Source organism: Microbacterium imperiale, assembly GCF_017876655.1.
Taxonomy (GTDB): Bacteria; Actinomycetota; Actinomycetes; order Actinomycetales; family Microbacteriaceae; genus Microbacterium; species Microbacterium imperiale.
Genome location: NZ_JAGIOK010000001.1, coordinates 2,328,087 through 2,341,065, shown reverse-complemented (window position 1 = coordinate 2,341,065; position 12,979 = coordinate 2,328,087). Strand labels below are relative to the sequence as shown.

Genomic DNA, 12,979 nt, shown 5'->3' with positions numbered 1-12,979 from the left:
GCCATGACCTCCGCCGCAGCCGCCGACCTCATCGCGCGCAGCAACCGCCTGGGCTCCGACCCCAAGAACACCAACTACGCCGGCGGGAACACCTCCGCCAAGGGCACCGACACCGACCCGGTCACCGGCGAACCCGTCGAGCTGCTGTGGGTCAAGGGATCGGGCGGCGACCTCGGCACCCTCACCGAGCAGGGGCTCGCGGTGCTCCGCCTCGACCGGATGCGCGCGCTGGTGAACGTCTACCCGGGAGTCGAGCGCGAGGACGAGATGGTCGCCGCGTTCGACTACTGCCTGCACGGCAAGGGCGGGGCCGCTCCGTCGATCGATACGGCGATGCACGGACTGGTGGATGCCGCCCACGTCGACCACCTGCACCCCGACGCCGGCATCGCGATCGCGACCGCCGCCGACGGTGAGGCGCTCACCGCGAAGATCTTCGGCGAGAAGGTCGTGTGGGTGCCGTGGCGCCGCCCCGGCTTCCAGCTCGGCCTCGACATCGCCGAGATCAAGGCGAAGAGCCCCGAGGCGATCGGATGCATCCTCGGCGGGCACGGCATCACGGCGTGGGGTGACACCTCGGACGAGGCCGAGGCGAACAGCCTCTGGATCATCGCGACCGCTCAGGCCTACATCGACGAGCACGGCATGGCTGAGCCGTTCGGTGGCGTGCGTCCCGGCTTCGAGGCGCTGCCCGAGGCCGAGCGTCGCACCCGGGCCGCAGCCCTCGCCGCGACCATCCGGGGGATCGCGTCGACCGACAAGCCCATGGTCGGCCACTACACCGACGCGGACGTCGTGCTCGACTTCCTGGCATCCGAGAAGGCCCCCGCTCTCGCCGCGCTCGGCACGAGCTGCCCCGACCACTTCCTGCGCACCAAGGTCAAGCCGCTCATCCTCGACGTGCCGGCGACGGCCTCGGTCGAGGATCAGATCGCCCGCCTGCACGAGCTGCACACCGAGTACCGCGCCGACTACCAGGCGTACTACGACGCCCACGCCGACGCGGACTCGCCGGCGATCCGCGGCGCCGATCCGCTCATCGTGCTCGTCCCGGGCGTGGGCATGTTCTCCTACGGCGCGAACAAGCAGACCGCACGCGTCGCCGGTGAGTTCTACGTCAACGCGATCAACGTCATGCGCGGCGCCGAGGCGCTCTCGACGTACGCGCCCATCTCGGACGCCGAGAAGTTCCGCATCGAGTACTGGGCCCTCGAAGAGGCCAAGCTCCAGCGGATGCCCAAGCCCAAGACCCACCAGGGGCGCATCGCGTTCGTCACGGGTGCGGCATCCGGCATCGGCAAGGCCATCGCCACCCGGCTCGCGGCCGAGGGCGCGTGCGTCGTCGTCGCCGACCTCGACCTCGAGAAGGCGCAGGCCGCCGCCGCCGAGCTCGGCGGCACGGATGTCGCGATCGGCGTGGCAGCCAACGTCGCCGACGCCGAGGGCGTACAGGCCGCGATCGACGCGACGCTGCTGGCGTTCGGGGGCATCGACCTCGTCGTCAACAACGCCGGGCTGTCGCTGTCGAAGCCGCTGCTCGAGACCACCGAGAAGGACTGGGACCTGCAGCACGACGTCATGGCCAAGGGCTCGTTCCTCGTGTCGAAGGCCGCAGCGAAGGCACTCATCGAGCAGAAGATGGGCGGCGACGTCATCTACATCTCCTCGAAGAACTCCGTCTTCGCCGGGCCCAACAACATCGCGTACTCGGCGACGAAGGCCGACCAGGCCCACCAGGTGCGGCTGCTCGCGGTCGAGCTCGGCGAGCACGGCGTGCGGGTCAACGGCATCAACCCCGACGGCGTCGTGCGCGGCTCGGGCATCTTCGCCGCCGGCTGGGGCGCCAACCGCGCCGCGACGTACGGCGTCCGGGAAGAGGACCTCGGCCAGTTCTACGCCAACCGCACGATCCTCAAGCGCGAGGTCGTGCCCGAGAACGTCGCCGACGCCGTCTACGTGCTGACCGGCCCCGAGCTCTCGCGCACGACCGGCCTGCACATCCCGGTCGACTCCGGCGTCGCCGCCGCGTTCCTCCGGTGAGGGCAGGCACTCGAATGCACGGCTTCGCGCCGAGTGCACGGCATCCGCACGCTCCGAAGTCGTGCACTCGGCGACAGGCCGTGCACTCGCGGGAAGGATGCCGCGCGTGAGCGCGTCAGGGAATGTGGCGGCCGTCGACCTCGGGGCCACGAGCGGGCGCGTCATCGTCGGGTATGTGGGGGCCGACACCCTCGAGACCGAGACGGTCGCGCGATTCGCCAACGATCCGGTCCACGCGGGCGATGGCCTGCACTGGAACCTCGTGGGCATGTACGGCTCGGTACTGGGAGGGTTGCGCGAGGCCTTCCGGTCGACCCCCGAGATCGCCTCGATCGGCGTCGACTCGTGGGCCGTGGACTACGGCCTGCTGCGTCGCGGACGCTTGCTGGGCGAGCCCTTCCACTATCGCGACGAGCGGACGGCGCGCGGCGTCGAGACGGTGCATGCGCGATTCCCCCACGCCGAGCTGTTCGAGCGCAACGGGCTGCAGTTCCTGCCGTTCAACTCGCTGTACCAGCTCGCCGCCGAGGACCCGGAGGTGCTCGCGTTCGCCGACACGGCCCTGCTCGTGCCCGATCTCATCGGCTACTGGCTCACCGGCGTGGCTCGCGCCGAGCAGACCAACGCCTCGACGACGGGACTGCTCCGCGTGCTGCAAGCGGCGTGGGACGACGGTCTCGTCTCGGCGCTGGGTCTGCCCCGCGGCATCCTCCCTCCGCTCATCGCCCCGGGCGAGACGCTGGCGCCGCTGCGCGCGGACGTCGCCGCCTCGATCGACGCTGCGGCAGGCACCCCGGTGACGGCGGTCGGGTCGCACGACACGGCCTCCGCGGTGGTGGCGGTGCCGATGCAGGCTGACGCCGCCGCGTACATCTCGTGCGGCACGTGGGGCCTGGTCGGTGTCGAGGTCGACCACCTCGTGCTCACCCGGGCCGCGCTCGAGGCGAACTTCACCAACGAGGGCGGCGTTGACGGACGGGTGCGGCTGCTGCACAACGTCATGGGCCTGTGGGTGCTGAGCGAAGCGGTGCGTCAATGGGAGCGCCGCGAGGGTCACCGCATCGACCTGCCGACGCTGCTGGATGCCGCGCGCGAGGCCGAGGGCGTCGTGTTCGACGTCAACGACCCGCGGTTCCTGGCGCCCGGAGACATGACCCCGCGCATCGACGCATGGTGCGCCGAGCACGATCTCGCGGCGCCCCGCACCCGCGCGGAGTACACGCGCTCGATCGTCGAGTCCCTCGCGCAGGCCTTCGCCGACGCCGTCGCGACCGCGGCGCGCCTCGGTCGCGTCGACGTCCGCACGATCCACATCGTCGGTGGCGGCGCGTTGAACGAGCTGCTCTGCCAGCGCACGGCCTACCGCTCGGGCATGCCGGTGCTGGCCGGACCGGTCGAGGCGACGGCGCTGGGCAACGTGCTCGTGCAGGCCCGCGCTGCGGGTTTCGTGTCGGGCTCACTCGAGTCGCTGCGCGACCTCGTCGCCCGCACCCACGAGCCCCGCCGTTACGAGCCCCGCGCCGGCGCATAGGGCCCGCGCGATCTTGCGGCGAGACGTTCGTCGGACCGGCGGTGCGCATGGGGCGTCGGCGCGACGTCGAGTTGTCATCGGCCTCGCGGGTCCGACGCGCGTATCGGCACCGCGTGCGTCGAGGGTGTCAAGGGGTGCCGCGGCCCGGGTGCGCGAGCGTAACGTCGCGTCCATGAGCAGCCACGACACCCCCACCGGCGACCGGCACGACGACGACACGAGCGCCGAGCAGTCCATCACCGACGACGCTCCGACGGGCGGCGACACGACGACCGAGGACGAGCTCACCGCCGACAACGCCGCCGAAGAGGACATGCTGAAGACCCTCGAACCGGGCGATCCGCCCGCCTGAGAGGCGCCTCGAGAACGGCCGGTTCCCTCGCGGGGGCCGGCCGTTCTTGCGCCGATCGCGTCGCGGGGCTACGCCTCGCGAGTGATCGTGACGGCGACGTGCAGTGCGCTCTTGTACGGCCCGGCGAAGACTCCGCGCAGCGGAGGCACGTCGTTGTAGTCGCGGCCGCGACCCACGAGCACGTGGCGGTCGCTGATCTCGATGTTGTTCGTGGGGTCGAAGCCCTGCCAGTCGCCCGCGAACCACTCGATCCACGCGTGCGACTCGCCCGTCACCGGCACGCCGACGGCGGCCTCGGGATCCGGATGCAGATACCCCGACACGTACCGGGCCGGGATGCCGACGCTCCGCAGGGCCCCGAGGGTGATGTGCGCGATGTCCTGACACACGCCCTGACGTGCCGGCCACGCTTCGGACGCCGTCGAGTGCACCCCGGTCACGCCGGGCATGTACTCCACCGCGTCACCGATCGCCACAGCGATGGCGTGCGCCGCCGGACCCGGCTCACCGTGCGCGTCGGCGATCTCACGGGCGAGCTGGGCGACTTCGGGGTGCGGAGCGGTGCGCGGCGTCTGACCGAGCTGCTCGACCGTGTGAATGGAGCGCTCGGACTCGGCCGCGAGCTCGTCCCACGAGAACGATCGGTGCTCGATCGGGCGGGGGCGCACCTCGACGAGCGACCGGGCCGTGATCGACAGCGACCGGTGCGCAGCGAGCACGTCGAAAGCGGCGACGCGCGTGCCGAAGTAGTCGACGTAGTGGTTCACGGCCGTGGTCGGGTCGATGTCGAGCTGCGAGCTCAGCACGAACTGACTGTCGGTCGAGCTCGGCAGCATCCGCGCCTCGTTGTACGACGCGGCGACGTCCCCGGGATAGGTGAATCCGGTCGCGTGCTCGATGCGTAGTCGCTTCACGAGGTCTCTCCGATCCAGTTCGGCTCCGCCGCCGTGGGGAAGAAGCGGCCGCGGATCGCCTCGGAGGCCTCACGCGTCACCTTCTGCACGTTGTCCATGTGCTCGGGCAGCTCCGAGAGGATCTCGCCGAGCGGGCGGTACTCGAGGTCGTTGCGGATGCGCCCGAGGGCCCGCAGCACCGCGTTGGAGTGACCGACGCGGTCGGCGACGGGGTCGATCGCGCTCATGCATTCCTCGGCGCGCTGGATCGAGTGGATGATCGAGCGGGGGAAGAGCCGGTCGAGCAGCAGGAACTCGGCCGCTTTGTGGGCGCTGGGCATGCCGCGGTAGGTGCGCAGGTACGCCTCGTACGCTCCGCAGGAGCGCAGGATCGTCGTCCACGACGGCCCCGACTCCTCCGTCAGCGACCGGGTCGCCAGCAGCCGCGCGGTCATGTCGGTGCGCTCGATGGAGCGCCCGAGGGTGAAGAACTGCCACGCCTCGTCCCGGCTGGTCGACGAGTCGGTGACGCCGACGGCGAGCGCCGCGCGCTCGCGCACCCAGCGGAAGAACTCGTGCACCTTCTCGGCGTTCAGCCGTCGCGGCATCCGGGAATAGGTCGTGTTGAGGGTCTCCCACAGTTCGGTCGAGACGATCTCGCGCGCACGGCGGGCGTTCTCGCGAGCCGACTGCAGCGAGTAGGCGATGCTCGACGGGTTGGTGCGGTCGACGGCGAGGCGGGTCAGCACGTCCTGGCGGGTGACGGAGTCGAGTCCCTCGGGCGGGAACGACCCCATGACCGATAGCAGCGACCGGCACGCCGTGTCTTCGTCGATCCAGGGGTCTTCGAGCAGCAGCTGCAGGTGGACGTCGAGGATGCGCGCGGTGCCGTCGCTGCGCTCGATGTAGCGGCCGATCCAGAAGAGGCTCTCGGCGATGCGGCTCAGCACGTCGCGCCCCCGGTCTGCTGCTGCTGCTCCTGCTGCTCACTGAGGCCGCCGGCGTGATCCTGCGGCGAATGCGCGGGCTCGGCCTGCGCGTCGTAGACGATGGGGATCGCCTGGGTCGACGCCTGGTCGGCGACGAGTCCGGCGAGGTTGCCCTGGCTGTACTCGACCGTGCGCGGCGCGTCGCCGCCGACGACCCACGTGTCTTTGGAGCCCCCGCCCTGGCTCGAGTTGACCACGAGCTGGCCTTCCGGCAGCGCGACGCGCGTGAGGCCGCCCGGCAGCACCCACACCTCGTCGCCGTTGTTGACGGCGAACGGCCGCAGGTCGGCGTGGCGGGGGCGCATACCGTCCTCGACGAGCGTGGGGATCGTCGACAGCATGACGACCGGCTGCGCGATCCAGCCGCGCGGGTCGGCGAGGAGCTTGCGGCGCAGCTGCTCGAGCTCGGCGGGCGAGGCATCCGGTCCCACGACGAGCCCCTTGCCGCCCGATCCGTCGACCGGCTTCACGACGAGCTCGTCGAGGCGGTCGAGCACCTCTTCGAGCGCGTCCGGGTCCTCCAGGCGCCAGGTGTCGACGTTCTTGAGGATGGGCTCCTCGGCGAGGTAGTAGCGGATGAGGTCGGGGACGTAGGTGTACAGCAGCTTGTCGTCGGCGACGCCGTTGCCCACCGCGTTGGCGATCGTGACGTTGCCCAGGCGCGCTGCGAGCATGAGCCCCGGCGCGCCCAGCATCGAGTCGGCGCGGAACTGCAGCGGATCGAGGAAGTCGTCGTCGACCCGGCGGTAGATCACGTCCACGCGCTGCGGGCCGCGCGTCGTCCGCATGAAGACCTTGCCGCCCGAGCACACCAGGTCGCGGCCCTCGACGAGCTCGACGCCCATGAGTCGCGCGAGCAGCGTGTGCTCGAAGTACGCGGAGTTGTAGACGCCCGGGGTGAGGACGACGACGTTGGGGTCGTCCACTCCGGGGGGCGCGGAGGCGCGCAGGGCCTGGAGGAGCTTGTTCGGGTAGTCGCCGACGGGTCGGACCCGCATCGAGACGAACAGCTCGGGCAGGGTCTGCGCCATGACGCGGCGGTTCGAGATCACGTAGCTCACGCCCGAGGGGACGCGCACGTTGTCTTCGAGCACTCGCATCTCGCCGTGCTCGTCGCGGATGAGGTCGATGCCCGACACCTGGATCCGCACGCCGTTGGCCGAGCGGATGCCGGCGGCCTGCCGGTAGTAGTACTGCGACGAGGCGATGAGCTTCGCCGGCAGCACGCCGTCGCGCACGCAGAACTGGTGCCCGTACGCGTCGTCGAGGAAGGCCTCGAGCGCACGCACGCGCTGCTTCACGCCGGACTCGACGTGCGACCACTCGTCGTAGTCGATCACGCGGGGAACGGCGTCCAGCGGGAAGGGGCGCTCCTCACCGGCGAAGTCGAAGGTGACGCCCTGCGCGAGGTACGAGCTGGCGAGCGACTCGGTGCGTCCGCGCAGCTCCTCCTGCGTCATCTGCGCGAGGGCCTGGTACAGCTCGCGGTACGCCGCTCGGGAGCTGCCGGGAGCCGGCAGGGTGCCCGAGACCTCGAACATCTCGTCGAACGGCGGAACGCCCGACACGGTCTTGCGCGGCGTCAGCGTCGAGCCGTAGCCGTCGAACAGGTCACCCATGGGTGCGAGCCTAATCGCGGCCGTGTTGCGGCGATGTTTCCCGGCGTCGTGTCGACGTGGCAGCGCCTGTGCGCTACATCGGCTCAGCTCGCGAGCACGACCCGCAGCTGCTCGATCGCCCAATCGAGCTCGGTCGCACGGATGACCAGCGGCGGCGAGAGCACGATCGTCGCCGGCCCCACCGACTCGACGAGCACGCCCCGAGCCACGAGTCGCCGGGCGATGTCGGTAGCGCTGCCCACCGCGGGATCGATGTCGACGCCGGCCCACACCCCCGCCGTCCGCACAGCGGTCACGCCGGTGCCGGGCAGGGCGTCGAGGCGTCCGCGGAGGTGCTCGGCGAGGGCCGCCGCCCGCGTCTGGATCTCCCCCGTGCCGAGCATCTCGACGACCCGCTGCCCGATCGCCGCGGCGAGCGCGGAACCGGATGCCGTTGCCGAGACGTCCCGCAAGAGCTCCCGCGTGCCGACCACGGCGGCGCTCGGAACGATGCCGCCGCCGAGGGCGGGCCCGAGCAACCGGATGTCGGGGACGCCGTCGCCCGGACCCATCGCGAAGGTCGAGCCCGAGCGGCCGAGGCCCGAGCGCGTCTCGTCGACGATCAGCGTCACGCCGCGCTCCGCGCACAGTTCGCGCGCCGCGGCGAGGTACCCGGCGGGTGCGGCGACGACGCCCGCGCCCGCCTGCACCGGCTCGAGCACGACCGCGGCGGTCGCGTCGTCGAGGGCGTCGGCGAGCGCCCCGGCATCGCCGAAGGGCACGGTGCGGGCGCCCGATGCGACGAGTGGCTCGTGCGAGCCGGCGGCCACGACGACCGACGCGGGTGCGGCGTCGCGCTGCGCCCGCGCGGCGGCAGCCCGCAGCGCGACATCCATCGCCTCGTCGCCCGAATCGACCGACAGCACCGAGTCGCCTCCCGCCAGCTCGGCGAGGGCGGCGGCGAAGCCGGCCTGCCGGTCGTCGTGGACGGCCGCGCTCGTGAAGGCGCTGCGGGTGAGCTGGTCGGCGGCGACCGCGACGAGGGCCGGATGCCGGTGCCCGAAGGTCAGCGCGCCGGTGGACGACGACAGGTCGAGGTATCGCCGGCCGTCGATGTCGGTCACCCACGCGCCCTCGCCCGTCGCGACGACGACGGGCAGCACGGGGGTACGGCCCGCACGATGCCGGCGATCCTGCTCGATCGTCCGATCGGTGGCGGAACGCGGGTCGTGGTCGGCGGTCGTCATGCGGATCTCCCGGGTCGGTCGTCGGGTCGGGCGCGGAGAGCGACCATTGTTCCACCGCGGTCCTATGGTTCTTCTTCGGATACCCGGAGCACCGCCGCCCGCGTTGCGCAAGGCCGTCCCCATCGGGCGTCCGGCCTGGAAGGCTGAGAACCACATCACCGAGAACCGTCGAAGGAGACCCATGCAGCAGCGCACCCTCGGACCATTCACCGTCTCGGCCATCGGGCTCGGCGGCATGCCGATGTCGATGAACAACGACAAGCAGATCCCGGAGCGCGCCGACGCGGTCGCCACCGTCCACGCGGCGCTCGACGCCGGCGTCACCCTGCTCGACACCGCCGACATCTACGCTCCCAGCTGGGACTCGATGGGCCACAACGAGGAGATCATCGCCGAAGCCCTCGCGACGTGGGGCGGCGACCGGTCGCAGATCGTCGTGGCGACCAAGGGCGGCATCACCCGTAGCGAGGGCGAGAAGTGGGGCCGCGACGGCTCGCTCGACTACCTGCGTCGCGCCGTCGAAGCCTCGCTGCGCGCGCTGCGCGTCGACGTGATCGACCTGTACCAGTACCACCGCCCCGACCGCTGGCTGGTCTACGGCGACGTCATCGAGAGCTTCAAGACACTGCAGGACGAGGGCAAGGTCCGCGCCGTCGGCATATCGAACGCGAGCGTCGAAGAGATCGAGATCGCGCAGCAGATCCTCGGCGACGGCGGCCTTGCGAGCGTGCAGAACGAGTTCTCGCCGCGCCACCCCGGCAGCTACGACGAGCTGCGGTACTGCGCCGACCACGGCATCGCCTTCCTGCCCTGGAGCCCGCTGGGCGGCACCGGCGGTGCGGCGCGGGCCGTCGGCGACCGGTTCGCCGTCTTCGGCGAGGTCGCCCGCGCCCACGACGTGAGCCCGCAGCAGGTCGTGCTCGCGTGGGAGCTGGGCCTCGGCGACACCGTCATCCCGATTCCCGGCGCCCGCCGCGCCGAGTCGATCATCGACAGCGCGCGTGCCGCCGACCTCGAGCTCTCGGGCGACGAGCGGGCGCGCCTGTCGCGGTCGGTCGGCATCGACGGCTGACCGACGCGAAGACGGCCCGCCCCGGTGTTCGGGGCGGGCCGTCGTCCGTGCGGGTGAGCTCAGGCGCCGGGGCGGAATCCGCGCAGTCGCAGGCTGTTGGTCACGACGAACACCGAGGACAGCGCCATGGCGGCCGCCGCCAGCAGCGGGTTGAGCAGCCCCGCCATCGCGAGCGGGATCGCGGCGACGTTGTAGGCGAACGCCCAGAACAGGTTGCCTTTGATCGTCCCCAGCGTGCGGCGGGCGAGCCGGATGGCGTCGGCGACGACCAGCAGGTCGCCCGACACGATCGTGATGTCGCTGGCCGCGATCGCGGCGTCGGTGCCTCCGCCCATCGCGAGCCCGAGATCGGCGGCCGCCAGCGCCGCGGCGTCGTTCACGCCGTCGCCGACCATCGCCACCACACGACCGTCGCTGCGCAGCGCGCGGACGACGTCGAGCTTCTCGGCCGGGCTGACGCCCGCATGCACCGTGTCGATGCCGACCTCGCCGGCGACGCGACGAGCGGTGACCGCGTTGTCGCCGGTGAGCAGCACCGGTTCGAGGCCGAGTGCCCGGAACCGTGCGACCGCTGCTGCGCTCGTCGGCTTGACCGTGTCGGCGACGACGATCGCCCCGAGGTAGCCGCCGTCGCGCGCGACCGCGACGACCGTGCCGCGCGTCTCGAGGTCGGCCAGCAGGGCCGCCGTCGCCGGCGGGATCGGCACGCTCCACTGCTCGCGCAGCCACGAGGGCCGGCCGCAGACGACGGCCGAACCGTTCACGACCGCCTGCACGCCGAAGCCCGCGTGCGAGGCGAACGCCTCGGCGTCGGGCCACGCCACGGGCGACGCCGCCGCGACCGCACGAGCGACGGGGTGCTCGGATGCCGCCTCGACGGCCGCAGCGGTCGCGAGCAGCTCGTCGCGTGCGACACCTTCGGCGGGGTGGACCTCGGTGACGCTCATGACGCCGGACGTCACGGTGCCGGTCTTGTCGAGCACGATCGTGTCGACGCGCCGCGTCTGTTCCAGCACCTGCGGTCCCCGGATGAGGATGCCCAGCTGCGAGCCGCGCCCGGTTCCCACGAGGAGTGCCGTGGGCGTGGCCAGCCCCAGGGCGCACGGGCAGGCGATGATGAGCGTCGCGACAGCGGCGGTGAAGGCCAGCTCGACCGATCCGCCGGCGAGCGTCCATCCGACGAACGCGACGACCGCCAAGCCGATGACGATCGGGACGAAGACGGCCGAGACCCGGTCGGCGAGCCGCTGCACGTCGGCCTTGCCCGACTGCGCCTCGGCGAGCAGCCGCTGCATGCGCGCGAGCTCGGTCTCGGCGCCCACGCGGGTGATCTCGACGACGAGGCGGCCGCCGGCGTTGACGGTGGCGCCCACGACGCGCGAGCCTTCGGCGACGTCGACGGGAGCCGACTCCCCGGTGAGCATGCTGGCGTCGACGGCGGAGGCGCCGCCGACCACGATGCCGTCGGACGGGATCTTCTCTCCGGGGCGGACGACGACCGTGTCTCCCACGGCCAGCTGGCCGACGGGCACCCGTCGCTCGCGTCCGTCGACGAGCTGAACGGCATCCTTCGCACCCATCTCGAGCAGCGCGCGCAGCGCTTCACTCGATGACTTCCTCGCCCGCGCCTCGGCGTAGCGCCCCGCCAGGATGAAGACGGTGACGAGCGCGGCGACTTCGAGGTAGATCTCGTGCCCGCCCGCGCGCGGGGCGCCGATGAGCGTGAAGGTCATGGTCATGCCGGGCATGCCGGCCCCGCCGAAGAACAGCGCGTACAGCGACCAGCCGAAGGATGCGATGACGCCCAGGCTGATGAGGGTGTCCATCGTCGCAGCCCCGTGGCGCGCATTGACGGCCGCGGCACGGTGGAACGGCCACGCACCCCAGACCGCGACGGGCGCGGTGAGGGTCAGGGCGAGCCACTGCCAGTACTCGAACTGCAGTGCGGGGATCATCGACAGCACCGCGACCGGCAGCGCGAGCGCCGTGCTGACGAGCAGGCGGTGGCGCAGCGCCGCCACCCCGTCATCGGCTGCGGGCGCCGCATCGCCGTCCGCGCTGGCGGGCGGTGCGGGCACGGCCGCCTGGTATCCGGCCGCCTCGACGGCGGCGATGAGCTGGTCGGCGTCGGCGCCGTCGGTGCGCACGTGCGCCTTCTCGGTCGCGTAGTTGACCGTCGCCTCTACCCCGGGCAGCTTGTTGAGCTTGCGCTCGATGCGGGTCGCGCACGAGGCGCAGGTCATGCCCGCGATGTCGAGCTCGACGTCGACGGCGCTCATGAGCGGGCGTCCTCGCGGGCGTAGCCGGCCTCCTCGATCGCGGCGGTGATGGCCGCGTCGTCGATGGGCTCGGCGCTCCGGACAGTCACGCGCGAGAGCCCGCCGGCGTTGAGGTCGACGTCGACACCCTCGACGCCCGGCACCTCGACGAGCTCCTCGGTGACGCTCGCGACGCAGTGCGAGCAGGTCATGCCCGACACCATCACCTCGGCGGTCACGGCGGACGGCGCTGCGGCCGCGCCCGACGTCGACGCGGTGCCGCAGCAGGAACAGCCGCCCCCGCTTCCACCGGTCGCGGTCAGTCCCAGGTCGTTGCGCTCGGTCATCATGTCTCCTTCAGAGGTCGTGGGGTCGGTCAGGAACGGACGAGGCGCGCGATCGCCGCGTTCGCCTCGCGGATCTTCTCGTCGGCGACGGCTCCACCCTCGGCGCTCGCTTCGGCCACGCAATGGCTGAGGTGGTCGCCGAGCAGCGAGAGCGCGACGGTCTCGAGGGCCTTCGTGGCCGCCGATACCTGGGTCAGGATGTCGATGCAGTACTTGTCCTCGTCGACCATGCGGGCGATGCCCCGCACCTGCCCCTCGATGCGTCGCAACCGCTTTTGCAGGTCGTCCTTGTTCGCGTCGTATCCGTTCACGCTGGATACTATACCCCCCTAGGGTATTCAGCAGGGCGAAGATCGAGAATTCGCGAGGTTCCGACTCAGCCGGCGGGGCGGTCCAGCTCGCGCAGCGCGGCGTCGGCGCGTGCCGCGCTCGCACGGCGCAGGATGCCGTGCACGAGGAAGACGATCCCCACGCCGCCACCGAGCATCACCGGAAGGCTGAGCGTGACGCTGAACGCGAGGGCGGTGACCGCCACGGCGAGGCCGACGGCGCCGAGCGCGACGAAGAGCGCCCCGACGAGCGCCTCCCGCTCGATGGCCATGCGGTCGAGGATCCGGGAGCGCGCAGCGGTGTCGGTCATCCCTCCACGCTA

The 12,979-nt window shown here is 71.8% G+C and carries 12 protein-coding genes; 4 read left to right on the top strand and 8 right to left on the bottom strand.

The window, feature by feature from the left end:
* The first annotated feature begins 3 nt into the window (after positions 1 to 3).
* From JOF37_RS11425 to JOF37_RS11415, 3 genes are all read left to right on the top strand, one after another.
* Positions 4 to 2,040 (top strand): bifunctional aldolase/short-chain dehydrogenase, encoded by a 2,037-nt coding sequence (locus JOF37_RS11425; protein WP_210006929.1) that lies wholly within the window; start codon positions 4 to 6, stop codon positions 2,038 to 2,040.
* 97 nt (positions 2,041 to 2,137) lie between these two features.
* On the top strand, positions 2,138 to 3,571 hold the full coding sequence (locus JOF37_RS11420) for a rhamnulokinase (RefSeq protein WP_210006928.1): 1,434 nt from the start codon (positions 2,138 to 2,140) through the stop codon (positions 3,569 to 3,571).
* A gap of 172 nt (positions 3,572 to 3,743) precedes the next feature.
* Positions 3,744 to 3,923, top strand: coding sequence for a hypothetical protein (locus JOF37_RS11415; RefSeq protein ID WP_210007851.1), 180 nt, complete (start codon positions 3,744 to 3,746; stop codon positions 3,921 to 3,923).
* A gap of 68 nt (positions 3,924 to 3,991) precedes the next feature.
* On the opposite strand, the gene JOF37_RS11410 is transcribed toward JOF37_RS11415, so the two are convergent.
* The 4 genes from JOF37_RS11410 to JOF37_RS11395 form a co-directional block, all read right to left on the bottom strand.
* On the bottom strand, positions 3,992 to 4,837 hold the full coding sequence (locus JOF37_RS11410; protein ID WP_210006927.1) for a transglutaminase family protein: 846 nt from the start codon (positions 4,835 to 4,837) through the stop codon (positions 3,992 to 3,994).
* Entirely contained in the window at positions 4,834 to 5,766 is a 933-nt protein-coding gene (locus JOF37_RS11405; RefSeq protein ID WP_210006926.1) for an alpha-E domain-containing protein, read from the bottom strand. Before JOF37_RS11405 ends, JOF37_RS11410 begins: the two co-directional genes overlap by 4 nt.
* On the bottom strand, positions 5,760 to 7,424 hold the full coding sequence (locus JOF37_RS11400) for a circularly permuted type 2 ATP-grasp protein (protein WP_210006925.1): 1,665 nt from the start codon (positions 7,422 to 7,424) through the stop codon (positions 5,760 to 5,762). Before JOF37_RS11400 ends, JOF37_RS11405 begins: the two co-directional genes overlap by 7 nt.
* Positions 7,425 to 7,507: 83 nt before the next feature.
* A complete protein-coding gene (locus tag JOF37_RS11395; protein WP_210006924.1) occupies positions 7,508 to 8,650 on the bottom strand; it encodes an aminotransferase class III-fold pyridoxal phosphate-dependent enzyme in 1,143 nt (380 codons plus the stop codon).
* Positions 8,651 to 8,831: 181 nt separating this feature from the next.
* Here JOF37_RS11395 and JOF37_RS11390 point away from each other — a divergent pair, with 181 nt between their 5' ends.
* Positions 8,832 to 9,722, top strand: coding sequence for an aldo/keto reductase (locus tag JOF37_RS11390; protein ID WP_210006923.1), 891 nt, complete (start codon positions 8,832 to 8,834; stop codon positions 9,720 to 9,722).
* A gap of 59 nt (positions 9,723 to 9,781) precedes the next feature.
* Here JOF37_RS11390 and JOF37_RS11385 read toward each other — a convergent pair whose 3' ends face one another.
* The 4 genes from JOF37_RS11385 to JOF37_RS11370 all read right to left on the bottom strand — a co-directional run bounded on the left by JOF37_RS11385 (position 9,782) and on the right by JOF37_RS11370 (position 12,967).
* Positions 9,782 to 12,001 carry a heavy metal translocating P-type ATPase gene (locus tag JOF37_RS11385; protein ID WP_210006922.1) on the bottom strand — a complete coding sequence of 740 codons (2,220 nt, stop codon included), beginning with the start codon at positions 11,999 to 12,001 and terminating at the stop codon, positions 9,782 to 9,784.
* A complete protein-coding gene (locus tag JOF37_RS11380) occupies positions 11,998 to 12,327 on the bottom strand; it encodes a heavy-metal-associated domain-containing protein (protein WP_210006921.1) in 330 nt (109 codons plus the stop codon). The genes JOF37_RS11385 and JOF37_RS11380 overlap by 4 nt, the downstream gene beginning before the upstream one ends.
* A 29-nt stretch (positions 12,328 to 12,356) precedes the next feature.
* Positions 12,357 to 12,638 (bottom strand): metal-sensitive transcriptional regulator, encoded by a 282-nt coding sequence (locus JOF37_RS11375; protein WP_210006920.1) that lies wholly within the window; start codon positions 12,636 to 12,638, stop codon positions 12,357 to 12,359.
* Positions 12,639 to 12,703: 65 nt separating this feature from the next.
* Positions 12,704 to 12,967, bottom strand: coding sequence for a hypothetical protein (locus JOF37_RS11370; RefSeq protein ID WP_210006919.1), 264 nt, complete (start codon positions 12,965 to 12,967; stop codon positions 12,704 to 12,706).
* Between the last annotated feature and the right edge of the window lie 12 nt (positions 12,968 to 12,979).